Source organism: Nocardia sp. NPDC049935 (assembly GCF_055586645.1).
Window position 1 is genome coordinate 44,647 of sequence record NZ_JBVJHV010000008.1, and the last position, 25,203, is coordinate 69,849.

24 protein-coding genes are annotated in these 25,203 nt (G+C 69.4%); 11 read left to right on the forward strand and 13 right to left on the reverse strand.

Features of this window, described 5'->3' with window-relative positions; genetic code table 11:
* Positions 1-12 precede the first annotated feature (12 nt).
* Both ACZ6SF_RS27000 and ACZ6SF_RS27005 read right to left on the reverse strand, forming a co-directional pair.
* Positions 13-843: a mycofactocin-coupled SDR family oxidoreductase gene (locus ACZ6SF_RS27000; protein WP_466065653.1), complete on the reverse strand. Its 831-nt coding sequence runs from the start codon at positions 841-843 to the stop codon at positions 13-15.
* Positions 844-858: 15 nt separating this feature from the next.
* On the reverse strand, positions 859-1,605 hold the full coding sequence (locus ACZ6SF_RS27005; RefSeq protein WP_466065655.1) for a carboxymuconolactone decarboxylase family protein: 747 nt from the start codon (positions 1,603-1,605) through the stop codon (positions 859-861).
* Positions 1,606-1,692: 87 nt separating this feature from the next.
* Here ACZ6SF_RS27005 and ACZ6SF_RS27010 point away from each other — a divergent pair, with 87 nt between their 5' ends.
* Positions 1,693-2,370 carry a TetR/AcrR family transcriptional regulator gene (locus ACZ6SF_RS27010; protein WP_466065657.1) on the forward strand — a complete coding sequence of 226 codons (678 nt, stop codon included), beginning with the start codon at positions 1,693-1,695 and terminating at the stop codon, positions 2,368-2,370.
* Between the two features lie 43 nt (positions 2,371-2,413).
* Here ACZ6SF_RS27010 and ACZ6SF_RS27015 read toward each other — a convergent pair whose 3' ends face one another.
* Positions 2,414-3,682: a cytochrome P450 gene (locus tag ACZ6SF_RS27015; RefSeq protein WP_466065659.1), complete on the reverse strand. Its 1,269-nt coding sequence runs from the start codon at positions 3,680-3,682 to the stop codon at positions 2,414-2,416.
* A 224-nt stretch (positions 3,683-3,906) separates the two neighbouring features.
* On the opposite strand from ACZ6SF_RS27015, the gene ACZ6SF_RS27020 reads away from it, so the two are divergent.
* A complete protein-coding gene (locus ACZ6SF_RS27020; RefSeq protein WP_466065661.1) occupies positions 3,907-4,521 on the forward strand; it encodes a TetR/AcrR family transcriptional regulator in 615 nt (204 codons plus the stop codon).
* Positions 4,522-4,762: 241 nt separating this feature from the next.
* The gene (locus ACZ6SF_RS27025; RefSeq protein WP_466065662.1) at positions 4,763-5,599 is read left to right on the forward strand and encodes a mycofactocin-coupled SDR family oxidoreductase; all 837 of its coding nucleotides are present in this window, start codon (positions 4,763-4,765) and stop codon (positions 5,597-5,599) included.
* A 515-nt stretch (positions 5,600-6,114) separates the two neighbouring features.
* On the opposite strand, the gene ACZ6SF_RS27030 is transcribed toward ACZ6SF_RS27025, so the two are convergent.
* The 3 genes from ACZ6SF_RS27030 to ACZ6SF_RS27040 form a co-directional block, all read right to left on the reverse strand.
* Positions 6,115-6,387 (reverse strand): DNA-binding protein, encoded by a 273-nt coding sequence (locus ACZ6SF_RS27030; protein WP_466065664.1) that lies wholly within the window; start codon positions 6,385-6,387, stop codon positions 6,115-6,117.
* 119 nt (positions 6,388-6,506) lie between these two features.
* Entirely contained in the window at positions 6,507-6,752 is a 246-nt protein-coding gene (locus ACZ6SF_RS27035) for a hypothetical protein (protein ID WP_466065666.1), read from the reverse strand.
* Positions 6,753-6,821: 69 nt separating this feature from the next.
* Positions 6,822-7,220 carry a winged helix-turn-helix transcriptional regulator gene (locus tag ACZ6SF_RS27040; protein ID WP_466065668.1) on the reverse strand — a complete coding sequence of 133 codons (399 nt, stop codon included), beginning with the start codon at positions 7,218-7,220 and terminating at the stop codon, positions 6,822-6,824.
* Positions 7,221-7,285: 65 nt separating this feature from the next.
* Here ACZ6SF_RS27040 and ACZ6SF_RS27045 point away from each other — a divergent pair, with 65 nt between their 5' ends.
* Complete coding sequence (locus ACZ6SF_RS27045) at positions 7,286-8,125, forward strand: NAD(P)H-binding protein (protein WP_466065669.1); 840 nt, start codon at positions 7,286-7,288, stop codon at positions 8,123-8,125.
* A gap of 26 nt (positions 8,126-8,151) precedes the next feature.
* On the opposite strand, the gene ACZ6SF_RS27050 is transcribed toward ACZ6SF_RS27045, so the two are convergent.
* Genes ACZ6SF_RS27050 through ACZ6SF_RS27060 form a run of 3 tightly spaced genes read right to left on the reverse strand, consistent with a single transcriptional unit; the run spans position 8,152 to position 13,474 of the window.
* The gene (locus ACZ6SF_RS27050; protein ID WP_466065671.1) at positions 8,152-10,281 is read right to left on the reverse strand and encodes a RecQ family ATP-dependent DNA helicase; all 2,130 of its coding nucleotides are present in this window, start codon (positions 10,279-10,281) and stop codon (positions 8,152-8,154) included.
* A gap of 55 nt (positions 10,282-10,336) precedes the next feature.
* The gene (locus ACZ6SF_RS27055) at positions 10,337-12,190 is read right to left on the reverse strand and encodes a Na+/H+ antiporter (protein ID WP_466066157.1); all 1,854 of its coding nucleotides are present in this window, start codon (positions 12,188-12,190) and stop codon (positions 10,337-10,339) included.
* 57 nt (positions 12,191-12,247) lie between these two features.
* On the reverse strand, positions 12,248-13,474 hold the full coding sequence (locus ACZ6SF_RS27060; RefSeq protein ID WP_466065673.1) for a hypothetical protein: 1,227 nt from the start codon (positions 13,472-13,474) through the stop codon (positions 12,248-12,250).
* A 294-nt stretch (positions 13,475-13,768) separates the two neighbouring features.
* On the opposite strand from ACZ6SF_RS27060, the gene ACZ6SF_RS27065 reads away from it, so the two are divergent.
* From ACZ6SF_RS27065 to ACZ6SF_RS27075, 3 genes are all read left to right on the forward strand, one after another.
* The gene (locus ACZ6SF_RS27065) at positions 13,769-14,467 is read left to right on the forward strand and encodes an ESX secretion-associated protein EspG (protein WP_466065675.1); all 699 of its coding nucleotides are present in this window, start codon (positions 13,769-13,771) and stop codon (positions 14,465-14,467) included.
* A gap of 81 nt (positions 14,468-14,548) precedes the next feature.
* Positions 14,549-14,923 (forward strand): hypothetical protein, encoded by a 375-nt coding sequence (locus ACZ6SF_RS27070; RefSeq protein ID WP_466065677.1) that lies wholly within the window; start codon positions 14,549-14,551, stop codon positions 14,921-14,923.
* Positions 14,924-14,969: 46 nt separating this feature from the next.
* Entirely contained in the window at positions 14,970-16,118 is a 1,149-nt protein-coding gene (locus tag ACZ6SF_RS27075) for a hypothetical protein (RefSeq protein ID WP_466065678.1), read from the forward strand.
* Positions 16,119-16,144: 26 nt separating this feature from the next.
* On the opposite strand, the gene ACZ6SF_RS27080 is transcribed toward ACZ6SF_RS27075, so the two are convergent.
* Positions 16,145-17,539 (reverse strand): DoxX family protein, encoded by a 1,395-nt coding sequence (locus tag ACZ6SF_RS27080; protein ID WP_466065680.1) that lies wholly within the window; start codon positions 17,537-17,539, stop codon positions 16,145-16,147.
* A gap of 169 nt (positions 17,540-17,708) precedes the next feature.
* On the opposite strand from ACZ6SF_RS27080, the gene ACZ6SF_RS27085 reads away from it, so the two are divergent.
* Entirely contained in the window at positions 17,709-18,503 is a 795-nt protein-coding gene (locus ACZ6SF_RS27085) for an aminoglycoside adenylyltransferase family protein (protein ID WP_466065681.1), read from the forward strand.
* Between the two features lie 16 nt (positions 18,504-18,519).
* On the opposite strand, the gene ACZ6SF_RS27090 is transcribed toward ACZ6SF_RS27085, so the two are convergent.
* Together ACZ6SF_RS27090 and ACZ6SF_RS27095 are read right to left on the reverse strand one after the other, a co-directional pair.
* Complete coding sequence (locus ACZ6SF_RS27090; protein ID WP_466065682.1) at positions 18,520-19,257, reverse strand: SDR family NAD(P)-dependent oxidoreductase; 738 nt, start codon at positions 19,255-19,257, stop codon at positions 18,520-18,522.
* Positions 19,258-19,371: 114 nt separating this feature from the next.
* Entirely contained in the window at positions 19,372-20,010 is a 639-nt protein-coding gene (locus tag ACZ6SF_RS27095) for a TetR/AcrR family transcriptional regulator (protein ID WP_466065683.1), read from the reverse strand.
* Between the two features lie 222 nt (positions 20,011-20,232).
* Between ACZ6SF_RS27095 and ACZ6SF_RS27100 the strand changes: the two genes are divergently transcribed.
* From ACZ6SF_RS27100 to ACZ6SF_RS27110, 3 genes are all read left to right on the forward strand, one after another.
* Positions 20,233-22,299, forward strand: a complete 2,067-nt coding sequence (locus tag ACZ6SF_RS27100) for an ABC transporter permease (protein ID WP_466065684.1) — start codon at positions 20,233-20,235, stop codon at positions 22,297-22,299.
* A 98-nt stretch (positions 22,300-22,397) separates the two neighbouring features.
* Positions 22,398-23,306: a hypothetical protein gene (locus ACZ6SF_RS27105; RefSeq protein WP_466065685.1), complete on the forward strand. Its 909-nt coding sequence runs from the start codon at positions 22,398-22,400 to the stop codon at positions 23,304-23,306.
* Between the two features lie 82 nt (positions 23,307-23,388).
* Positions 23,389-24,048, forward strand: a complete 660-nt coding sequence (locus tag ACZ6SF_RS27110; protein ID WP_466065686.1) for an endonuclease V — start codon at positions 23,389-23,391, stop codon at positions 24,046-24,048.
* Between the two features lie 18 nt (positions 24,049-24,066).
* Here the strand turns inward: ACZ6SF_RS27110 and proB are convergent, their stop codons facing one another.
* Positions 24,067-25,188: a glutamate 5-kinase gene (gene proB, locus ACZ6SF_RS27115; RefSeq protein ID WP_466065687.1), complete on the reverse strand. Its 1,122-nt coding sequence runs from the start codon at positions 25,186-25,188 to the stop codon at positions 24,067-24,069.
* Between the last annotated feature and the right edge of the window lie 15 nt (positions 25,189-25,203).

Here is a 25,203-nt window from a genome sequence, read left to right on the forward strand (position 1 = left end):
TGCGATATGCGGTCAGCGGATCATGAAGCCGGCGTCCAGGGGCCATTGGACCCCGGTGATGAATTTCGCTTCGTCGGAGACCAGGTAGGCGACCGCGTTCGCGACGTCCTCGGCTTCGAGCATCTGCAAGGGGAGGGCGTTCTGCATGCCGGAGATCGAGTTCTGGCCGCCGGCCGCGGCCTGTTCCATGAGTTCGCGCATGGCGTCGTTGTGGGTCATACCGCTGGCGACGCCGGTGGGGTGGATGGTGTTCACGCGGATCCACTCGGGTGCGAGATATCCGGCGAGGCCCTGCATCAGCGCGACCACACCGCGTTTGGCGGCGGCGTAGGCGTTACCGCTGGCGTTCAGGGAAGGTGAGGCCTTGAGGCCGGCGGTGGAGCTGGTGATGACGATGGATCCGCCGCGCCCGCCTTCGCGCATGGCCGGTAGGGCTGCGCGGATGGTGTGGTAGACGCCGGTGAGGTTGGTATCGATGACGTCGTTCCAGTCGGCGAGGAAATCGTCGGATTCGGGGCCCATCCGGATGATGCCGGCGTTGGCGATGATGATGTCGAGGCGGCCGAAGTGCTCGTGTGCGTCCTGGAACGCCGTGGACAAGGCGTCATAGTCGCGGACGTCGGCTTTGCGGGCGATCATGGTGCGGCCGTGTTCGCGCACCAGTTTCTCGGTTTCGGCGAGGTCGGCTTCGCTGGCATTGGGGTAAGTCATCGACATCACGTTCTCGCAGATGTCGACGCCGATGATGTCGGCGCCCTGGCGGGCCAGCCGTATCGCGTGGGCGCGGCCCTGGCCGCGGCCGGCGCCGGTAATGAGTGCGACGCGTCCGTCCAGTCCTGGCATGATTCTTGTCCTTTCTCAGTGACCCAGTCGGGTCCAGGCCGCTTCGGCGGTGGAGTGCAGCGCCTCGCCCTTGGCGAAGCCGGAGTAGGCCGCGAGTTGCAGGACGACCTCGTCCATCTCCGGTTTGGTGATGTCGCCGGATTCCAGGGCGGAGCCGACATGCGAGGCCAGCGGCAGGGCCGAATCGCAGACCGCGACGGAGGCGACAGTGATGAACCGGCGATCACGGCGGCCGAGTCCGGGGCGCTGCCACACGTGCCCGAATACGAAGTTCAGGATCCCGGCGTGGATGTAGGGGGTCGCCGGGGACGGCGCCTCGATCAGGTTGACCTCGATGAACTCCCGGGTCCCTTCGGCGATGCGTTCGGTCCAGTCGGCCGACCCCAGGGCGGCGTTGTCCGGCGGCCGGATCGCGGCATCGAGACCACGGGTGTTCTGAATGACGGCCCACTGCCGGCGGATCACACCTTCCAGATGCGAGGCCTTGGGCCAGCCGTTGTAGACCGCGAAGTGCAGGACGAATTCCAGCATTTCGTCGATGGTGATGTCGTCGCTGTTGAGTGCGGCGAAGACCTGGTCCTCGATCGGCTGCGGTGCGTCCGCGGCGCCGACGCAGGTCAGTGTTACCAAGCGTCGTTCGCGGCGCGTCAGTCCCGGCCGTGACCACACCTGGTCGATGACGAAATCGCGGGCCGCGCGCTCGAACGGTGTCGCCGCCGCTGCGGGTGGGTCGACGGTCATCACGGACCGGTAGCTGTCCATAGGTCTGCCTATCTCCTGATATTTAATGTGATGACCGCAACATTAAGGCAGAAGACTTACCATTGTCCAGGGTGGTTTGATTGATCCATGACCGAACCGGCAACCCCCGTTGGCCTCTCTGCCAAGCAGCAGCTCGTGCTCACCGCGGAACGGCTCTACGCGGTGCACGGCCTCGACGGGGTGCCGCTGCGCCGGATCGGCGACGAAGCCGGAATGGGCAACAAATCGGCCGTGCAGTACCACTTCGGGTCGAAACAGGGCCTGATCGATGCGATCCTGCTCAATCGCGTCGAAGACCTGACGCGGCGACGGCGCCTGCTAGAGGCCCGCCTACCGCCAGGGGATCTGCGTCGCGTCGTCGAGGCTCACCAGCTGCCGGTGATGGAACTGGCCGAGGACGAGAACTGCTACTACCTGTCATTTCTCGAACAACTCGTGCGCGACGTCCACCCGCTGGACAAACTGCCCACCACCCACCGAGATTCCGAACGCGCCTACTACGCGCGCGTGGGGGCACTCATCGGTCATGTACCCCAGCCGCTACGGGACATCCGTATCCATCAGGCATCGTCGATCTGCCTGCACGTGTGCGCCGATCGCCACCGCATGCGCGGGGCGGGATCGGTCGTGGCGCCGTTCGCCGTCCATGTCAGTCAACTGCTGGATACGCTAGTGGCTTTGTTGTCCACGCCTCCCTCGGCCGAGACGCTCGACTCGCTCGAGGTATCTCAGGTCGAACAGCCCCCTCTGCGCGCACTGCCCTGACTGGCGGGGTGGGCTGTCTCGCTCGGAGCTCGACGGGAACAGGTCAGGCGGCCACGAATGTGATGTTCAGGTCACGCAGCCCGCGCAGCAGGAAAGTCGGCTCGTACTCGTAGTGGTGCGCGCCCCCGGATCCGTGTGCGTTCTCGTCTATCGCGATATCGCTCATCCGGTCCAGCATCCGGTTGAGCGTGACCTGGCCCTCCACCCGCGCCAGCGGCGCCCCGGCGCAGGTGTGCACGCCACGCCCGAATGCGATGTGTTCGCGGGCGTTGCGGCGGTCCAGCCGAAACTCGTCGGGGTTCTCGAACTTCCGGGGGTCGCGGTTGGCGGCGCCGATGCACAACATGAGCACGGCGCCCGCCGGGATATCGACGCCGCCGAGGGTGGTGGATCGGCGGGCCAGCCGGAAGTCGACTTTGGTGGGGCTCTCGGTGCGCAACGATTCCTCCATGAAATTGCCGACCAGGCTGCGGTCCGCACGGAGTCGCTGTTGGAATTCGGGATGTTCGGCCAGCATCCGCACCGCGGAGCTGAGCAGTTTCGTGACGGTTTCCTGCCCCGCCGCGAACAGGAAGGTGGCAGGACGCACTACCTCGATGACCTCGGGCAAGGTTCCGTCGGGGTAGTTGGTCGTCGCCAGGGTGCTGAGAACGTCGGCGCGAGGTTCGCGGCGACGCTCGGAGATATAGCCGCCGAACGTCTCGTCCAGCCACTCGAGCGGGTTGATACCGACCGGTTCGTGATCCAGCGATCCCACCTGATTGCCGTTCCCGGCCAAGGTCCGGCGGAATCTCTCCCGATCGGTTTCGGGTACACCGAGCAGGTCGGTGATCACCAGGGTCGCGAACGGCTTCGCGTAGTCCTCGAGGAACTCACAGCGGCCGGCATCCAGGAACTCGTCGAGCTGGCGGTCGGCCTGCCGCCACATGTACTCCTCGTTCTCCTTGAGCCGTTTCGGCGTGAGCAGGCGGTTGAGCAGGGATCTCGCGCGCGTGTGTTCCGGGGGGTCCATGGTCACCATGTGCTCGAAGATCGGGAATCGATGGCGGTGTTCGGCGATCTGCGCGGAGATATCGTCTCCGGTGGGTTCGAACGGCAACGGCGGGAACGGGCCACCGATCGAGATACAGGCCGAGAAGTCCGCAGTGTTACGGAATGCCTCGTTGGCCTCTTGATATCCGGTTACCGCGACGACTCCGTAGTGGGGCTCGCGGAACACCGGGTTCCGGCTGCGCAGGTAGTCCAGGTAGTCGTAGGGGTCCTGGGCGATGGCTTCATCGGAGAAGAAGTCTCGTGAGGCAAGGTCGGTCATCGGCTCGCAGCCTTTCGAAGCAGGTCTCCGCCGCGCCGCTGCGGAGCCTCGTCACTGTCGGATCGATCCGGAAACGGGTGTCCGCTGTCGACACCGCCACAAGTTGATCGATCGATAAAATGTTAAGGTGGACCATGACTACCATGAGGCATTTCGGCCAGTCAAGAGATCCGGAGATCTTCGCGGACCGGTCCATGACCAGCGCCTCTGGGCGGTGCTGCTGAATGCCGACGAAACGTGCCGCCAAGGCCGACGACACGGGCACGCGGTTGCGGCTTATGGAGGCGACCGCTCAGATCATCCGCGAGGAGGGCTACGCCGCGGCGACCTCGCGGCGGGTCGCAGCCGTGGCCGGTGTCAAATCCGCCCTGGTGTACTACTACTTCCCGACGATGGACGACCTGTTCGTCGCGGTGATGCGCGCGGGTGGGGAAAGGGCACTGGACCGGATGCGTCAGGCCCTCACCGCCGACGATCCACTGCAGGTGCTGTGGGAGATCAACACCGACCCCAGGTTCACCCAGCTGAACACCGAATTCATGGCCTTGGCCAATCATCGCAAGCCCGTCGGGGCCGAGCTGAAGGTGTTCGCCGAACGCGTCCGCGATATCGAAACCGCCGCCGTCACCGTGGTGTTGCGCTCGCGCGGGGTCGATATCGCCGAATTTCCGCCGGTGGTCGTATCGATGCTGCTCACCGGCGCGGCCCGGATCCTGTGCAATGAAGGCGCTGTCGGGATGCGGCAAGGACATGCCGAGCTGCGCGCATTCGTCGAGGACCTGATGGGCCGGTACCGCCTGGAGGCCGAGACGCGCCCACCCACCGGCCTCCGCGAGTGAGGGCGTCCTTTGTTTCTTTCCTTGGTTTGATCAGTTGGATCGGGTCCTGTGCGTGAACGAAAGGCTGGACGATCTGCGCACCGACCGGGAACGGGCACATCATCGGGTTGCAGTACTCGTCTTGCCGTTGACAGTTCATGCCGCCGCTGTCACAGTTTTATCGATCGATCAGTAGTTGGTCGATTCTCACGATCGCGGCGCGCTGTCGCGGTGATCGTTCAGCGACAGATTGAGGTGGTTCATGAGCGCGCGGGTCGAAGGCAAGGTCGCCTTCATCACGGGAGCAGCACGCGGACAAGGCCGTAGCCATGCGGTCCGGCTGGCGCAGGAGGGCGCCGACATCATCGCCATCGACGTGTGCAAACCGGTCAGTGGCAGCGACGATATCGCCGCTTCGACACCGGAAGACCTGGCCGAGACCGCCGAGCTGGTCAAGAACCACGGTCGGCGCATCGTGACCGAACAGGTCGACGTGCGTGACTACGACGCCCTGAAAACCGCTCTCGACAACGGGGTCGAGCAATTGGGCCGCCTCGACATCGTCGTCGCGAACGCCGGTATCGGCAACGGCGGCGAAACGCTGGACAAAACCGGTGAATCCGACTGGCAGACCATGATCGATATCAACCTGTCCGGGGTCTGGAAAACGGTGAAGGCCGCCGTGCCGCATCTACTGGAAGCCGGTGGCGGATCGGTCGTCCTCACCAGCTCGGTCGGCGGCATGAAGGCCTACCCCAACACCGGCCACTACATCGCCGCCAAACACGGGGTGATCGGACTGATGCGCAGCTTCGCCGTGGAACTGGGCCAGCACTCCATCCGAGTCAACTCGGTGCTGCCGACCAACGTCAATACCCCGATGTTCATGAACGAAGGAACGATGAAACTGTTCCGGCCAGACCTCGAGAACCCCGGCCCCGACGACTTCGCTCCGGTCGCCCAGCTCATGCATGTTCTGCCGGTGGGATGGGTCGAACCGGTGGACATCAGCAACGCTGTACTGTTCCTCGCCTCCGACGAAGCGCGCTACATCACCGGCCTGCCGCTGCCCGTTGACGCCGGAAGCCTATTGAAATAGCCATACGACAGCGAGTCATCACGGTTTCGGTTCAGAGGCCCTTTTCGGAATCCGAGAAGGGCCTCTGGTACGCGGTGGTTTGTTGCCCGCCGCCATCGACGGATCGTTGAACAGCGCCTCGTCCAACGCAGCCCGGGTCGACAGGCTGCCGTGGAGTACCGCCCCAGGGAACCTCAGCATCAACTGCCGCATATACGGCCGGATCCTGCGGCGGGCCGGTGCCACCCGCGGCGCGCAGCGAGCAGATCCGCGCGATGTGGCTCGATATCGACGCCGATCAACAACGACGGACCCCTGAGTACGCGGCCGCATTCGACCCCGTCGCTCTCACTGCCGAACCCGCGGGATCGGCCGGCGAATTGTTGGTGCCGCCATTCGTCCCCATCACAGACCGCGACGGCAACCCCTGTTCGTCGACACCCGCACCGGTGACGTCACCGGCTGCGTGTCATCGACCGGGCAACCCCGCCGCGAACCTTCGACCGGCTCCGCGCCGCGATCTGAACACGGCACCGTCACACCTTGACGATCGCGGCCCGCTCACCGCACAGCAGTGTCAGATCCTCAGGGTCCGATGTCGCGATCGTCACCGGGGTCTGGACCGCCAGGGCGACGGCGGCGAGCACCGCGTCGATCGCGTACTTGCGACCGTGCAATCCGTGTGCCCGTAACAGCGCGGCCGCGCTATCGCTGACCGCGCGAGTCACTTCATGCACGTCGATTCGCGAGAGCGCCCACGCGATCCGGGCGGGCTGGATGCGGTCGTACTCCGCCTCCAGTCGTGTCATGGCGGTGGTACCAACCCGTATGTTCTCCTGGCGTGCCGCCTCGATTCGGACCATCATCGCGCGATCGCCGAGGTACAGCTTCGATAATCCCGCACAATCCAGCAACAGTGTTCCCGGCATCAGGCAGCGGCCGATCCGTTCTTGTCGTGGCGGAGCTCGGCCTTCGCACGATCGATTTCTGTCCGGGTGAGCGGATCGTTGCCCTGTTCGTAGTCGTCGACGATTTCACGCAATTTGTCCATCGCCACCCGATGTTCGAGCGCGGAGGCGATATAGGCCGAGAACCCTCCGGGCCCGACCTGCGCACGAACCGATTCGGCGAGTTCCTCGGGCAGGCTGACCGAGTACTTCCTGCTCCCACTCATGACCAGAATGCTACCACTGGTAGCATCGAGGAAATGTGTAACGACCCGGCCGCGTGACGGGGGCCGACGTCAGCCACCGCTCCGGTCGTCGAACCGCTGTTGCGCCCGCACCACCTCGGCGGTGTGCACCCGGATCCAGCCGAGGAATTCGTGCATGGGTTCGGTCAGGCCGCGGCCGAGATCGGTGAGCTCGTAGCTGACCCGCGGCGGCACCGTGGGCGCCACCGAACGCGCGACCAGACCGTCCCGGACGAAGGTGCGCAGTGTCTGCGACAGCATCTTCTCACTGATACCGCCGATATAGCCGTGGAGTTCGGAGAACCGTAACGGGCCTTCGCGCAAGGCCGTCAGGATCAGCACACCCCAGCGGCTGGTGATGTGATCGAGGATCTCGCGCGCCGGGCAGTCGCTGTTGAATGCGTCACTCCGGTCCTGCCGGTCGCCGCGCCGGGCCTGTGCACCTACCATCGCTTCAGGAGCTTACCTCGAGGTATGTACTTACCGATAGTAAGCCTGCTGGTTAGGCTCCGGCCATGGTCACAGTCGTTTTCGGCGCCGGCGGCAATGTCGGGCGCAATATCGCGGAAACCCTTCGGGCGCAGGGTGAGAGGATCCGGCTCGTGAGCCGCCGGCCCGGCGCGGCCGGGTTCCCGCCGGACGCCGAGTCGGTCGCGGCGGATCTGCTCCGTCCCGAAACCCTGCCCGCCGCCCTCGACGGAGCACGCCGGGTCTTCCTGTACGCCCAGCCCGAAGGTATCGACGGTTTCGTCGCCGCCGCCCGCGCGGCCGGGGTACACCAGGTGGTGTTCCTGTCGTCCGGCGCGGTGCTGCTCCCCGACCCCGAGCACAACCCGATCGCCCGCGCCCACCGCACCGTCGAAGCGGCCCTGGAGCAATCCGGACTCGACTGGACCTTCCTCCGGCCGGGCGGATTCGCGACCAACTCGGTGTGGGTGTGGCAGCGGGCCGTGCGCAGCGGACGCCCGGTCGGGCTGCCCTATCCCGACGCCCTGACCGCACCGATCCACGAGAAGGACCTGGCGGCGCTCGCGGTGACAGCACTGACCGAACCGGGCCACCGCAACCGCGCCTACACCGTCTGGGGGCCGGAGGCACTCACGCTGCGCCGCCAGGTCGAACTCATCGGCCGGGCCATCGGCCGCACCGTCGAGACCGAGCGGATCTCCCCGGAACGGGCCCGGCGCGAAATGGGCGAGACGATGCCACCGGAGGCGGTGACGGCGGTGCTCGCCGGCTGGGAGACCGGTACCGGCACTACGCCGCAGACCTCCACAATCGTCGAGGAACTCACCGGCCGGCCCGCGCGCACCTTCGCGGAATGGGCGCGCGACCATGCCGCCGACTTCCGCTGATCGGCCCGGGACGGGCCCGGCGCCGATCAGGTCGGGGTGGCCAGGGCGAACGGCAGTACCGCGGGCGCGCCCGCGCGGCGCAGGGTCCAGGCGGCGACGGTGAGGGTCCAGCCGGAGTCGGTGAGCGTATCCACCAGCAGGATCGGACCGTCGGCGGCCGACAGATCCGGCACCTCCCAGGAGTCGTAGAGGGCGGCGACGCGATGAGCGGAATTGACCGCCGATACCGGCGGGCGATCCGGCCGGATGTGCAGTGTGCCGAGGTTGCGCAGGCGTCCGATCCCGGCCAGGCGTTCGGCGAGCGACGCGGTGAGCACCGGGTGCGTGGCCGATTCCAGCGCCAGCACCGCGGTGGGCCGCACGGCCCAGTCCCATTCGCGCAGTACCGGAATGCAGGCGTCCACCACCTCGTCCGGAACCGGGCCGTCGGGCCCGTCCAGAATCGGGCGCAGCCGCCGGCCCCAGCCCAGAGCGTTGAGCCGCCCCAGCACCCGGCCGGTCTCGGCGCCCTCGGAAATCTTGCCGGACAGCGGGATACCGAGTTTCGACATGCCGGTGGGCCACTGTTTACGCGGCGCGAGGTCGACACCGGGCCGGTCGAGCCGGGCGCGGGTGGCGGCCACGGCCTCGGTGTCGACCGCGGCGGTGCGGTGTTCACCGGTGCAGTTGTCGCAGCGGCCGCAGGCGCCGGTGCCGGGCGCGGCGGCGGTGAGGGCGGGGTCGTCGAGCTGGCGGCGCAGGAATTCCATCCGGCAGGCGGTGGTGCGCTCGTAGTCCAGCATCGCCTGCTGTTCGGCGGTGCGGGCGGCGTCGAGCCGTTCGTAGCGTTCGGCGTCGTAGGTCCAGGGCATCCCGGTGGCCAGCCAGCCGCCCCGTACCCGGCGGACGGCGCCGTCGACATCGAGCACCTTCAGGACCATCTCCAGCCGCGACCGGTTCAGCTCCACCAGCGGTTCCAGGGCCGCCGTGGACTGCGGGCGTTCGTGGTCGAGGGCTTCCAGCACCGATCGCACGATATGTTCGCGCGGGAAGGCGACCGAGGCGAAGTAGCTCCAGATCCGGGTGTCCTCGGGACCGGGCAGCAGTACGACCTCGGCGCGTTCGGTGGCACGCCCGGCACGGCCGACCTGCTGGTAGTAGGAGATCGGCGAGGACGGCGCACCCAGGTGCACCACGAAGCCGAGATCGGGTTTGTCGAACCCCATGCCCAGCGCCGAGGTCGCGATCAGGGCCTTGACCTCGTTGCCGAGCAGGGCGGCCTCGAGCGCCTCCCGTTCGGCCGGATCGGTCTGGCCGGTGTAGGCGGCGACCCGGTGACCGTGTGAGGTGAGCACGTCGGCGAGATCGTGCGCGCCGGCGACGGTGAGCGCGTAGACGATCCCGGAACCGGGCAGATCGTCGAGAGTGCCGCTGAGCCAGGTGGTGCGCTCCACCGCGTCGTCGAACCGGACCACCGACAGCCGCAGTGATTCCCGGTCGAGGCTGCCGCGCAGCACCAGGGTGTCGGTGCCGATCTGCCCGGCCACATCGGTGACCACCCGGTCGTTGGCGGTCGCGGTGGTGGCCAGGACCGGCACCTCGCTACCGAGTTCGGCGATCAGGGTGCGGATACGCCGGTAGTCCGGACGGAAATCGTGGCCCCAGTCCGAGACGCAGTGCGCCTCGTCGATCACGACCAGTCCGGCATCGGCCGCCAGCCGGGGCAGCACCTGGTCGCGGAAATCGGGGTTGTTCAGCCGCTCCGGACTCACCAGCAGCACATCCACGGTGCCCGCCGCGACCTGCTGGTGGATCTCGTCCCATTCGGTGACGTTCCCGGAATTGATGGTCGCGGCCACCACCCCGGCCCGCTGCGCGGAGGCCACCTGGTTGCGCATCAGCGCGAGCAGCGGCGAGACGATCACGGTGGGTCCGCGCCCCCGGGCCCGCAGCAGTTTCGCCGAGATGAAGTAGACCGCGGACTTACCCCATCCGGTGCGCTGCACCACCAGCGCCCGGCGTTTGCCCACCACCAGCGCCTCGATCGCGGTCCACTGGTCCTCCCGCAGGCGGGCGCCGGGCCCGGCGAGTTCGCGCAGGAGCGCTTCGGCGTGCTCACGGAGTTCGCCGGCGACCTCGCCGGCCCCGCCCACGGTGCTGCCCGGTGCTGTCGTCATACCGCCATCCTGCCCGACACCACCGACACGGGGTCCGCGCCCGGCGCCGGCCGGGTCAGCCGAGGAGTTCGTCGACGTAGCACCAGCGCCACGCCTCGCCGGGTTCGACACTGCGCATCACCGGATGCCCGCTGGAACCGTAGTGGCGGGTCGCGTGGTTACCCGGCGAGGAATCGCAGCACGCGATATGACCGCAGGTCAGGCACATGCGCAGATGAACCCAGGTCAGGCCCTCGGCCACACATTCGGCGCATACATCCGGTTCGGTGGACTCGCAGACCAGCGGCGCCGCCCGCAGGTGGGCGCAATCGGCGGCCGGGCCCACCGGACCGGCCAGCGTCTCGGCGCCCTGATCGTCCTCGCCCTCGTCGAACCGGTCGATCATGGACTCCTCCAGGTCGAGCCGGGCCAGCACCGCCTGCAGGATCTCGTAGTCCGCGCCGCCCGCGTCCCGGACCCGCAGGACGGTATCGCGTTCGGCACGCAACATCTCCAGCCGCAGCCGCCGGTACTCCGCGGTCGGGGTGGCCAGCTCGGACTCCGGGCGTCCGAGCCGCTCCCAGGCGGCGTTGGTCCGCCAGGTGACCCGGTCGCGCAGCGAGCGCACCACCTCCTCCGGGGTATGCGAGTCGATCGCCTCGTCCAGGGCGGTCAATCCGGCGTTGGAGGCCTGGGTGAGCAGGTTCGCCTTCTGCAGCGCGTCCTCGGCCCGGCTCGGCCCCCGCAGCCGCAGCCGGCGCACCAGCCAGGGCAGCGATGTGCCCTGCAGCAGCAGGGTGCCGCCCACCACCACCAGCGCCAGCAGTTTCAGTACCGGCAGCTGCGGGGTGTTCGCGGGCAGCAGCAGCACCGCCGCCAGCGTCACCACACCGCGCATACCCGCCCAGGAGACCACCGCGGGGTGGGTCAGCGGAACATCCGAACGCCCGGTCAGCCGGGTGGCCAGCGCCCACCCGAAAACCCACACCGGCCGCGACAGCATGACGGCCAGCAGCACCGCGATCGCGGTGACGATCAGCAGAGTGTGATCGAGTCCGCTTTCCCAGGCGCCCTCGACGATGCCGCTCACCTGCAACCCGATGACCAGGAACACCGCGCTCTCCAGGATGAACTGCACCGTGCGCCAGTTGATGCGTTCGGCGGTGCGCGAGGCCGCGCTCTGCCAGACCGGAGCGTTGTGACCGAGGATCATTCCGCAGGTGACGACCGCGATCACGCCGGAGGAATGGATTTCCTCGGCGGGCAGATAGGCCAGGAACGGCGCCAGGAACGACAGCGTCGTATCGAGCACCGGATCGGTGATCCGCCGCCGCAGCATCGCGAGCAGGTAGGCGACGGCGATCCCGACCACCGCGCCGCCGCCCGCGGCGAGCAGGAAATCCCAGCCCGCGTCCCACAGCGAGACCGCCCCCGCGGACGCGGCGATCGCGGTACGCAGCGCGACCAGCGCGGTCGCGTCGTTGAACAGCGATTCGTCCTCGAGAATGGTCACGATGCGGCGCGGCATGCCGATCCGGCGCGCCACCGCGGTGGCCGCCACCGCGTCCGGCGGCGCGACCACCGCACCCAGCGCCACCGCCACCGCGAACGGCACCGGTAGCAGCCACCACACCACCGCCGCCACGGCGAAGGTGCTGAACAGCACGAGCCCCACCGACAACAGCGCGATACCGCCGATATTGGCCCGGAAATCCACCAGCGAGGTCCGCAACGCCGCCGTGTAGAGCAGCGGCGGCAGCAACCCCAGCAGCACGATCTCGGGTTCGAGATGCACCTCGGGGACGAACGGCAGATAGGACGCCGCCACCCCGGCCAGGGTCAGTGCCAGCGGCTCGGACACCCCGAACCGCCGGGCCAGCCCCGCGACCGCCGCGGCCGCCGCCACCAGCACCACCAGACCTATCGCCATATCCACCCCGGCATTCTCGCAGGCAGGCGGCCCCGCCGCGGCCGGGCGGGCGCGGAGTCAGGTCCCCGGGCGACCGGTCCGCGGCACCCAGCCCGCCGCCGCCAGCGCGGCGTCGGAGTAGGTGGCGCCCACGGTGGCGAACCGCGCCGGCGCGACCAGTCCCAGGTCCACGGCCCGGTCGGCCCGCCGCTCCGATATCCGCGACCGCAGATCCGGCATCGGCACCCGGTCGTAGCAGGCGTACAGCTCGGCGACGGTCAGCTGGTAGATATCGCCGGGAGCGTCGAGGATCCGGCGCGCGGCCAGATCCTCCCCCATCACCCGGATCATCCGGCCGAGAATCCGGTACGCGTGCAACCGGCACGATCGCAGCTCTTCGCGATACGCGGCGCATCGCACCGCCCGGTCCCGGATCCGCCCCGTCAGCCACCGGCGGAGCACGCCCGCGCCGCCGGCGTCCGCACCGCCGGGATCGAGCGCGGCCTCGAAAACGGGGAGTTCCCGTGCCCCGGACCGGTCCGCCGCGTCCGGGTCGTCCTCGCGCAGGGCGAACTCGGCGGGCGCGCCGGCCGGGTCGCCGGAGCCGGCGACCACCGGCGCGGGCGGCCCCGCGGGGAACGTCCACGACATCCGCCCCGGCGTGCCGCGCGCGGCCACCACCGCGCCGGTGAGTGACATCAGGACAGCGTCCAGCACCATCGCCGCGCCCCACTGCAGCGCCAGCTCCCGCTCCGCACGCCGGAACATCGCGTACGCGTGCTCACCGTGCAGATACTCCATCGCCTCGTAGCGGCCGCGGAAATGCTCGAACCCGGCGCGGAAATCCCGCACGACCGCCTCGATACCGGACAACCGGCGCAGGTAGACGGCCGCGATCCGGGTCCGGACGACCGCGGCGCGAAGCCGGGAAGCGAAGGTGAAGGGCCGGAGAGGTCCGGCGATATCGTCGGCCAGCGGCCCGGCGGGCGCCGCGGCGCCGAGGCCCCGGCGGCTCAGCGCGTAGCCGGGCCCGATACCGGCGATCCGATACCAGTGCAGCAGGTTGTGGTACACCCGGCCGTGGAAACTCCCCAGCAGATAGGGAGTCCAATCCGACATCTGCCGCACCTGCGCGTCCGGGACCCGCAGCGATCGGGCGTACTCCCGGCAGGCCCGGTCGAGAATCCCGGCGACCAGGGTGAAGGTGAGCGGCGAGGTCATTCCCCGCACTCCCTCGGCGATACCGGAATCGTCCCAGATCCGGGGCACGCCCGCGGGCACCGGTTCGCCCGCGCCGCGGATCACGGCCGCCCCGCGGCCGTCGCCGGGGCGGGCCCCACGGCCTCCGCTCCCGCGGTATCGGCCTGCGCACACAACGTTCGGAGTACTCGCACGAACCGACCTCCAACCCCTTCCGTCACAACAGCACTGTTGCCGGTGCGCACGAGTAAACCCGAGAAACCGCCTGCCCACCGCGTATTCGGGGGTTGTGTCAGCGCGCGGGATACCGGCGCCCGTCGCCGCCCGAGGTCAGCGGGCTGCGAAACAACCGATAGTCTGTTGTGGCCCGCGCAGGTTTCGGTGAGGATGTGATTCCGCGTGAGTTGGAGCCTGACCCCCGACGAGTTCGCGCACGTGTGGCGCCAAGCCGACCTGGACCGGCTCCCGTATCCGCTGCGGGTTCTGGAATCGCCGCGTACCGAGCGCGACGCCGAGATCCTGCGTGCCGAGCTGGTGCGGCGCCTGCCGCCCGACCCCGATCTCGATACCTGCCTGCGTATTCTCGCCGAACCGCAGACGCGGGTGATCGCCGTCGGCGCGGGTCCCGAACCCGGCCGCGAAATCCGGGTCCTGGGGTGCGTGGTGTACGACCGCGCGGTGCTCGCGGTGCAGGCGCCGGGGCGCACCGCCGAATTCGGCGGACCGGTGCGGCTGGCGATCGGTCACCGGGCGAAACTCGGCGCCCGCCTGGCGTCGCTGCTGCCGACCACACCCGCCGGGCGGCATCCGGCCCGGACCGCCTCGGCCGCCGCGGTACGCGATACCGAAACCGTGGTCCAGGAGGAGCGCGCCGCGCCGCTCATCCGGAAACTGCTGTGCGCCCCGCATACCGCCGAGGGCCATATCCGGATCGAACCCCATCTCGATCGGCCCACCGAGACCCCCGCCATCCATTACACCTGGCTCGACGTCGAGAACGACGGGCGCTATCTGTTGCGCACCGACGACGCGGTGCATATCGTGGCCGCCTCACCGGAACAGCTCGCCGCGCATCTGCAGAAGCGGATTCCGGGCTGAGCCGCCGGTCGCGCCGACCGGCTGCCCCGGACCCGGTGTTGCGGCTACGCTGAGCGGGACCGACGGAGGGGTACGCCAGTCATGAAGATCGAAGACAGTCGAGCCGAGATCGTCCGGTTCCGCCAGGCAGCCCACGCCGGAACCGTCAAGTTCGATCCGGAAGCGGCCCGGCGGTGCGCGGAATTCTACGACCGGCAGGCCGACCGCCTGATCTACCTGCGGCAACGACTGGAAGACGCCTCCGAGCCACACGGATTCGGCGGCCTGATCTCCGCCCGCCAGCTCGAGGCCGGTTTCGGGCACAAGGCGCGCGACGCGGCCGCCCTGCTCGACCACTACATCGAGGCCGCCTACCGGATGAAGGAAGCGTTCCTGGTCAGCGGCGGTCTGTACGAGGAGGCCGACGCCGCGGGCGCCGCGGCGGTGCGGGCGGTGGAGGCGAGATTCGTGCCGTGAGGCCATACCTCGGCGGACGGCATGTATCCCCTAGGAAGGAGGCGAGATGACCGGGGTCGATCCCGAATACATCAGCGCCATGGAGCATTTCGAGGCCATGCGCCACGAGGACATCTACGCGGCGACCCAGCAGATCGATGCCGGTGAGATCCTGCGCCTGTCGGGAACCTGGGTGCACGCCGCCACCACCCTGCAGACCTCCTTTCCGCTCACCCGCGCCGGTACCGACCGGGTGATGAACGCGATGGAATGGGACGGTGAGGCCGCCGACGCCGCCTTCGCCAGTACCCGCAGTTTCGCCGAATCGGTGGACGAACTCGCCGCGGTCCTGGGCCAGGTCGGGGTACGGCTGGGCGCGGTGGCCGCGGCCGCCGAAGCGGTGAAGATCGCGGTGGTACCGCCCGGTGATTCGGGTCCGGTGGGGGCGCTGGCCCGGATGCTGGAGGCGGCCAAGGTGATCGACGCGCAACTGGTGCAGGAGGTCCTGCGCCAGGAAGCGGTTCTCACCATGAACATGGTCTACAAACCCGCCTATACGGCCGCGGGCACCGGTGTTCCGGCCCTGCCCGCGCCACCGGCCGCGCCCGGCCCGCTGCCGCCGCTGGCCCCGCCGACCCGGCCCCAGGTGGCCGCGGTGCCCGAACCCGATGCCCCGGCCGCCGCCACCGATCCGGATTCGGCCGGAGCGGGCGGCGATTCCGGGGCACCGGACTCACCGAACGGGTCGGCACCGGAACCGCCGGAAGCGGAGCCGGATACCGAATCCCCGGCACCCGGGGACGACCCCGCGCGACCACCCACCTCGGAGGCCCCGCGGCCCACCGAAACCCCCTCTCCCACCGAAGCTCCCGCCCCCACCGAAACCCCGGCACCGCCCGAGCACCCCGCGCCCGAGGGCTCGGCTCCCGGCGAAACCGCCCCGCCGGCGGCCCCCGCTCCGGAGGCCCCGGCGCCGCCGCCCGCCGCCGAACAGCCGCCCGCGCCTTCCGAACCCCCGGCGGCACCGGAACCCCCCGCGCCCCCGGACCCACCGGCCACCCCGCCGGAACCGGAGGAACAACCCCAGGCCGCTCCACCGGGCCGGCATCCCACCGGCGTGCCGCTGTCGGACCCGGCGGGTCAGCCGGGTATCACCGGTCCCGTCCCCGGTCAGCGTGCGCCCGACCAGCCCGGAGTGATTCCCCCGCGGTCCTGACGTGGATCACCGCCGGGCCGCGCCGCTCACGACAGCGCGGGATAATCCTGCACCCAGTGGAATCGGGGCCCGTTCAACCGGAACTCGCCCGGATCCACCGCGCGCATCTCGACAACGGCCGCGCGGCCGTCGAGTTCGCCGTCGAAACGCAACCGGCCGCCGTCCGGCCCGGTATAGGTGAACACCACCGGTGGCGCCTCCGGGCCGGCCGCCGGCATGGTGATCGCGAGGGTGCGCGCGGCCGTATCCACGGTCGCCGGGACGGTCACCAGACCCCCGTCCATGGACTGCAGAGTGACCGCGCCCGGCGCCTCGACGACGACCCGCCGCCACCGGGTCTCGTCGGTGGTCAACGGAGCGACCGGTTCTCCGCCGACCCGGAACTCGGTGACCTCCCACATCCCGTACAGCGGCGGTTTCGGTACCCCGCCCCCGAATTCGTCCCAGCTCGACCAGCCGATCTGCACGATCCCGGCGACCAGCCACACCCCGAGCAGCGCCTGCGCGATCCCGGCGTAGCGGTTGGCCCGCCGTCCGGTGAACAGCGGCGGTTGCACGGCGGGGTCGGCGCGCCGCGCCAGGACGAAGAAGTCCAGGAAGCGGCGCGCCTGCGGCGCGAGCAGGATCAGCGCGAACACCATCAGGTGGAACGACAGGATTTTGACCGGGACGTCGAAGGTCATGTTCAGGACGAACACCTGCGCCATGCTCACCAGGCTCAGCAGCGCGCCGAGGGTCGCCGTGCGGGGTACCAGCAACAGCAGGCCGGCGAGGAGTTCCGCTGTCCCGAGCAGGATCTCGTACACCGGCGAACTGCCGACCTGCAGCCAGAGCACCGCCATCGGGGTCATCTCCCCGAACGGCTGGAGCAGCGTCGACAGCGAAGGCGGCGGCATCTGGGTCGGAATGGCCTTGGCGATACCGTAGAACAGCATCTGCCCGGCCAGGCACCACCGCAGACCGGTGAGGAACCAGGCCGACAACCGCGGATAGGCGGGCCGGCGGCGGTCCAGGACCGACCACACCAGCGTCACCACCGCGGACACCACCAGCAGGCAGAACATCAGCACCCAGAGGGCGGCCTGATCACCGCTACCGGAATCCTCCCGGAACACGGCCTCGGCGCCGAACACCGTCCGGCCCACCCATTCCAGCAGCGGAGCCAGCCGCAGCAGCGGCCAGATCGGCGCCTGATCCGGCAGCAGGTCGTACACCACGCCCGCGAAGGCGAAGAGGATCTGGCCGATCAGCACACAGAACAGCGCGCAGTAGACCACGGCGAAGCGCAGGGCCACCCGCAGCGGCCACGGCCACCGCGCCGGTGCGGTATCGGACTCGACCACCACACCGCCGGTATCCGGCACCGTCTGGGCCACGGTGATCCCGCCGCTTCCGGAGACCTGTGAATCGACCCCGCCCACACCGCACCTCACTGTTCCCGGGCCACGCCCGATACCCCGCGTCCCCGCCGGGACCTCACCACACGAACCTAGGGGGTACCCCCACCCGGGTACCTCCATGAAAACCCCGATTTCCATGTCCTCCGCCGGAAGGACACCGCCACCGGGGTGTACCCCTATCGTGTGCGGGGTGGAGGAATACTCGCGCGACACCGTCACCGAGTACACGGCGATCCTGCGCATCGCCGCGGAGGTACTGGGCACGAAACTCACGGCGTTGTATCTCTACGGCTCCGCGGTGACCGGCGGTCTGCACCACGACAGCGATCTCGATTTCCTGGCGGTCACCGGCGCCGAGCTCGGAACAGGCGAGCGTAAATCGTTGACCGGCCGTCTTTTACGCGCCTCGGGGCGCTGGCCCCGCACCGATGGGGCCAGACCCGTCGAACTCACCGTCGTGGCCGCCGCCGGCCTGTCCCCCGCCCGATTCCCCCCGCGCGCCGAATACGTGTACGGCGAATGGCTACGCGAGGACCTCGAACGCGGGCACTGCCCCGCACCCGAACCCGACCCGGATCTGACGATCCTGATCGCGATGGCGCGGGAATCGTCGCGAGCACTGTACGGGCCACCCGCACACCGGATTCTCGCGCCGGTCCCGCCGGGCGATATCGTGCGCGCGATCGAGGCGAGCCTGCCCACCCTGCTCACCGGTATCGCGGGCGACGAACGCAATACCGTGCTCACCCTGGCCCGGATGTGGGTGACGGCCGAAACGGGCGCACTGGTCTCCAAGGCAGCGGCCGCGGACCGGCTGGCCACCCGGATCCCCGGTGGATACGCCGCGACCCTCCGGTACGCACGGGCGGGATACCTCGGCGACCTGGCCGACGACTGGACGGGCCGGGGCGCGGAGGTGACGGCCTTCGCCCACTACGCGGCCGGCCGGATCCGGTCGGCCTGCGCCGGGAACACCACCGCGTAGCCGCGCCACGCCCTGCTCACCAGGCGATCGGCCCCGCGGCGCCGACGAACGCTCCCGCCTCCGTGGGCGCCGCGGATTCCGCCGCCGCCAGGACGAGCCGCGCCGCCTCCTCCGGGCTCGTCGGCGCGTCGGCGGCGGCGGGAGCGAGTTCGGTGGCGACGAACCCCGGGCAGACCGAGGTCACCCGCACACCGGTCCCGGCCAGCTGTTTCGCCAGCCCCACCGTCAGGCTGTTGAGTGCGGCCTTCGACGCCTGATACCCCGGCACGACCATCGGGAAGTACGCCGACCCGGGGTTGCGCTGCTCGGTGAGCGAACCCATCTCCGTGGAGATATTGACGATATGGCCCGCCGGAGCCTGCCGCACCAGCGGGAGCAGGGCCTCGATCACGTTCACCGGACCGAACGTGTTGGTCATCAGAGTGTCGGTGAACGCACCGAGATGGGCGAAGTTCACCGCCCCCGACGCCGTCGCCTCCGGCAGGATTCCCGCATTGTTCACCAGCACATCCAGGTGGTCGTGGCGGCGGCCCAGCGATTCGGCCAGGCACCGCGCACTGTCGATCGAGCACACATCCAGCAGTTCGCCCTCCACCGCGAACCCCTCCGCGCGCAGATCCCGGACCACACCGTCGACGGCCTCCGGGCGCCGCCCGGTCACGACGACCCGGTAGCCCTTGCGCGCGAAAGCCGTCGCGGTGGCCCGCCCGATCCCCCGGGTGGCCCCGGTGATCAGCACTGTGTTCTCCGACATCTCGTTCCTTCCGTGAACCCCGTGTCACGACGCGATTCCGCTGTCGTACAACGAGCATCGGTGAACACCCCGGGGCACGCTGGCAGAAAACCGCCGTGACGTTCGGGTGCGGACCTACAGTCCCGGAAACCCGGGATCGCTCACGGGCGCGCTCAGCAGCCCGGCGCAGGCGTCGGTGAGGAAATAGCCGAGGGCCCGCCACTGGGCGGGCTGCGATCCCTCATTGACCCGGGTCTCGTACTCCGCGCAGATATCGGTGATCATCCGGGCCACGATCCGCTCGCGACCCTCCTGCACCGATCGCGGTATCGAGGCCAGCGACGCGTCGATCCGGGCGATGAGTACATCGGAGAGCGCGTCGGCGCGGGCCCGGTCCGCGAGCATGGCGGCCGTAGACGGCGTGGTCGCGAGCTGCCGCTGGAACCGGGCCCGCCAGGTCGGCGTGGGCAGCGACGCGATGTGATCGGTCACCGGCAGGATCAGGCACTGCAGACATTCGGTGAGGCCGGCGTCGGGGGGCAACCGGTCGACGAGTTCGGCCCGCGACCGCCCGACGGGTTCGCTGTACCGATCGATCAGGGCGCGCAGCAGCTCATCGCGTCCGCCGAAGTGGTAGGTGACCGCCGAATGATTGGACTGGCCCGCTTCTTCGGCGATCCGGCGGTTGGACACCGAATCGATGCCGTGCGTGGCGAACAGTTCTTCGGCGGCGTCCAACAGCGCCTGCCGGGCCAGATCGCCACGCCGTCCCACCGTGTTCTCCTCTCGCCGGTCTCGTCGGTCCCATACTGCCGAGTCGTCCGGTGCGATCAGCCTCACACCACTCCGAACCCGCCATTTTAAGTCACGTGGCGTAAATTGGTCGGCATACCGGGTGAGCGGTTGCGGGGACCGATGACGCTGCCCTGCCGCTCCTGACCCACCTGCCCGTACCGGATCGCGCGTCCGGGCCTGCCCAGAGCGAGGAGTCCGGCGGTGACCGCTGCCCCCATCGAAACCCCGAACCCGCCCGCACCCGGCGAACCCGACGCCGAGGAACTCGCGCGGGCGAAGAAGGAACGGATCGGCCGCATCGCGGGGATGTTCGTATTCCCGTTCCTGCTGGTCTCCATGATGATCACCGGCTATCTGGCCGCCATGCACGCACCGGCGCCGAACAATATGCCGGTGGCCGTGGCCGGACCGGGCGCCGCGGCGTTCGCCGAAGCGCTGGAAACCGATCAGGGCGCGGCGGTGGACGTCCGGGTGACCGGCAGCGACGCCGAGGCCCGCGCTCTCGTGCTGGACCGGGAGGTCGCCGGAGCCGTCTCACTGTCCGCACCGGCGGAGGGCGCCACCACCACGATCTACACCGCGGGCGCCGCCGGCGCCTCCCAGGCGTCCACTGTCGGCCAGGTGCTCACGGCACAGGTGATCGCGGAGGGCGGGCACGCGCAGGCCGAGGACCTCGCACCGCTGCCCGCGCACGACACCGCCGGTCTGGCCGTCATGTTCATGACGACCGCGCTCATGCTCGCGGGCTATATGCCGCTGAGCCTGATGCTCTCCTCGGCCCCGGAACTGCTGCGGTTCCGGCGGTTCGTCCCGCTGCTGGTCGGCTGGGCCGCGCTCATGGCGGGCCTGGTCTGGACGGTGGCCGATCCGGTTCTCGGCGCCATCGAAGGACATACCGCCGAAGTGCTGGGTATCGGCTGGCTGGCCGTTTTCGCGGTCGGGTCGGTGCAGCTCTTCCTCACCCGGATCCTGGGCCCGATGGCCGTCCTGGTGGGCATGCTGTTCCTGATGGTGCTGGGTGTACCGGCCTCGAATCTCGGGATGTCGGTGTACACACTGCCCTCGCTCTACCCGATTCTGCACAGCTTCCTGCCCGCCGCCGCCACCGGCGAATCGCTGCGGTCGGCTCTGTATTTCGGTGGCAGCGGACTCGGTGGGCATCTGCTGGTCCTGGCGATCGGCGCCGCGGCGGCCCTGCTCGCGACACTCGGAATCGACGCGCTGAAGCGCCGCCGCGATCCCGATGCGCCGCTGCCCGCGCGCACCGTCGAATCCCTGCTGCCCGGCCCCCGGCCGCGCACCCGGGTGCACTACGCGCTGCTGGCGTTCTTCCCGCTGGCCATGGTCGCGATGATGATGACCACCATGCTCGGCGCCATGTACCAGCCCGCGCCGGACAAGATGCCGGTGGCCGTGGTCGCCGCCGACGAGCAGACCGCCGGGCAGGTGGTGCACGGCCTGGAGCAGAACATGTCCGGCCTGTTCGAACTGCGCGGTCTCACCGACGGTGACCAGGCCCGCGAACTCGTCCGCGACCGCACGGTATCGGCCGCCTACCTGCTGCCCTCGGCGCAGGACCCGCACGCCACGCTGATCACCAACGAAGCCGCCGGCGTCAGCCAGCAGCAGGTGGTGCGAACGGTATTCGGCCAGGTCGCGGCCGGTCAGCAGCTGCCGCTGGAGGTGGAGAACGTCACGCCCCTGAGCGCGGACGATTCGATGGGGTCGGTATCGATGTATCTGGCGATGGGCTGGATCATGGCCGGATTCATGATCATCATCGTGGGCGCCACCGCGGCGCCGATGGTGATGGGATTGCGGACCCTGCTGCCGATCCTGGCCGGCTGGTCGCTCGCGATGTCGGCGGTGGTGTGGACCATCGCGGGCCCGATCGTCGGGGCGATCCACGGTCACTTCCTGCCCCTGTGGGGCGTCGGCGCGGTGGCGATATTCAGCACCGCCCTGTTCACGACCATCTTCGTGCGGATACTGGGCATGCTGGCCGTACTGCCGGTGATCGCCGTGCTGATGTTCCTGGGCGTACCCGCGTCCAACGGGGCGATGTCGATCTATATGGAACCGGCCCTCTTCCGGACGCTGCACGATGTCCTGCCCATGCCGGCGGCGGTCGAATCGGCCCGCTCCATCCTGTATTTCGACGCCGATATCGTCGGAAGCCGGCTCACGACCTTCGTGATCTGGGGCGCGATCTCGCTGGTCGTGGTCGCGGCGATCGACCGGTTGCGGCCCCGCGCGCGGCAGGAGTGACGCAGACGGGTCAGCCTGCCCGCGCGAGGCGGAGTTGCCCTCCGATTGCCGATATCATCGCAGGCGCCCGATGTATTCCTGAAGTACAGGTAGTACCGATGACACGCCAGCCGCACACCGTTGTCCCCGATCCGCCGCAGGCCGATGAACGGCCGGGCGAGGTGGCCGATTCGCGGCCGGCGAACTCGCGGGATTATTTTCCACCGCCTCGTGAACTTCGCGGCAACCTCAACGGCTGGACCTATCCGGCGGTCTTCCTGGTCGCCGTCCTGGCGACATTCCTGCTGGCGCAAGCGGTGTTGTCGCTGGACTCCGGGGAACCGTTGCGGATCGCCGTGAATCTCGCGACCGCCGCCTGGGTGGCCTCGTATCTGCCGATGCTGTCGGCGACCTCGCGCGGACGGTCACGGATCCAGATCGAGGGCGCGCGCTACGCGACCGATCAGGGCGCGCTGGTGGTTCGCCGCTCCCTCGGCTACGAGGTCGCCCTGGTGACCTGCTTCCTCTCGCTGGCCACGCTGTGCGCGATCTTCGGCATCGGCACCTGGACCGAGACCCTCACGCTCCCCCTGCATCCGCCGATCCCCCCGTGGCTGGCGATCACGGTGGCCGCGCTGCTGCTGGCCTATCTGTGCCTCTACGCCCGGCGCCCGGAGATCCGGCGGCTGGTGCTGACGCCGATGCATATCGTGCTGCCGACCAAGACCTCCTTCGGCAACCGCGTGAGCTGGACCGCGATCGAATCGATCACGGTGGTGTCGCGGAACAACTCCAAGGGCACCATCCGGATCGGGTTGCCGGGCCGCCGGCCGGGACGCGCGAGCACGAAACGGATCCACGCGGAGAAACTCTCGATCGGCTCCTCCGCCACCTACTGGCTGATCCGCTACTACCGCGATCACCCCGACGCCCGGGCCGAACTCTCCGACGAACGCGCCGTGCAGCGGCTGCGCGGCTATGCGCTGGTCGACCCGGAACCCGGTGCGATCGCCCCCGTTTCCGTCTAGCCCGGCGGGGACCCCGGGTCCCGATCGGGCTCCCGCGACCCGGTGCCGTGGTCGCGGCGCGCCGCCCCGCTAGGCTCCCCGCATGGTTCGGGTTCGGCGTATGCACGAATGGGCGGTCGGCGAGGAGGAAGCCGTCGCCATCCAGCGGCGGCTCCGGGACCGGGTCCGGGTGGCCGACGAACACGGTCCGATCCGCCGGGTCGCCGGCCTGGATGTGGCGTACCGGGATCCCGATATCGCGGTCGGGGTGGTGACGGTGCTGGATTCGGACTCGCTGGAGGTGGTCGATCGGGCCGTGGTCCGCGAACGGATCGAATTCCCGTACATATCAGGACTTTTCGCGTTCCGGGAGGTGCCCGCGCTGACCGGGGCGCTGGAGACCCTGAGCGTGGAACCCGATGCGCTGATCTGCGACGGGCACGGACTGGCCCATCCACGCCGTTTCGGTCTGGCCGCCCATCTGGGCGTGCTCACCGATCTGCCCAGTATCGGCGTCGCCAAGAATTTCCACGGTCCGCATACCGAACCCGGCCCGCTCCGCGGCGAGTGGAGCGCCCTGCTCGACGACGGCGAGACCGTGGGCCGGGCATTGCGTACCCAGCCGGGGGTGAAACCGGTCTTCGTCTCGGTCGGGCACCGCTTCACCCTGGATACCGCGTGCGCGCTGGTGTTGCGGCTGGCGCCGCGCTACCGGTTGCCGGAAACCACCCGCACCGCCGATCATCTCGGCCGCCTGGCCTGACCGCCCGGACCCGGCGCCTCAGACCCGGACGAGATCGTCGGCGTGGATCACGGGCCGCTGCATACCGTCCGGAAGTTCCCGGGTGGACCGGCCGAGCATGGTAGCGAGTTCGGCGGCATCGTATTCCACCACTCCCCGCGCCACCACGGATCGATCCGGCCCGATCAGATCGACCACGTCACCACCGTGGAAACGGCCGCGCACACCGACGATCCCGGCGGCGAGCAGCGAACGGCGGGCGCCCGCCACCGCGGATACCGCCCCGGCGTCGATGAGGATGGCGCCGCGGCTGTCGGCCGCGTGCCGCACCCAGAACCGGCGCGCCGAGAGCCGGACCGGCCGGGCCGCGAAAGCCGTTCCCACCGTGCCCGTTTCGAGCGCCTGCCCGGCATCCGCGGCGGCCGCGAGCAGCACCGGCACCCCCGCGTCGGCCGCCAGCCGGGCCGCCGACAGTTTCGAGGCCATCCCGCCCGTCCCGAGCACGCCGCCGCTGCCGGCGATGACCCCGTCGAGATCGGCGCTACTGCGCACCTCGGCGATGAAATTGGCATCGCCCTTCCGCGGGTCGCCGTCGTAGAGACCGGCCACATCGGAGAGCAGGAACAGCGCATCGGCGCCCACGAGATGCGCGACCAGCGCGGCGAGCCGGTCGTTGTCGCCGAACCGGATCTCCTCGGTCGCCACGGTGTCGTTCTCGTTCACCACGGCCACCGCGCCCAGCGACCGCAACCGGTCCAGGGTGCGCTGGGCATTGCGGTGATGCTCGCGGCGGGCGAAATCGTCGGCACTGAGCAGGACCTGACCGACCGTGCGGTCGTAGCGGGCGAAGGAGGTCCCCCAGGCGTGCGCGAGCGCGAGCTGACCGACACTGGCGGCGGCCTGTTTGGTCGCCAGATCGCGGGGCCGGCGGGTGAGACCCAACGGCGCCAGCCCGGCGCCGATCGCACCGGAGGACACCACCACCACATCGGACCCGGCCCGCATACGTGCCTCGATGGCGTCCGCGAGCCGGTCGAGGCGGTCGATATCGAGCCCGCCGTGCAGGCTGGTTAGGGCGGACGACCCGATCTTCACTACGACCCGCCGGGCTCGGGCGATCGCCTGCCGGGCCGCGCCGAGTTCGAGCGGAGCGCGGGTCACGGCCGTGCTCCCGCT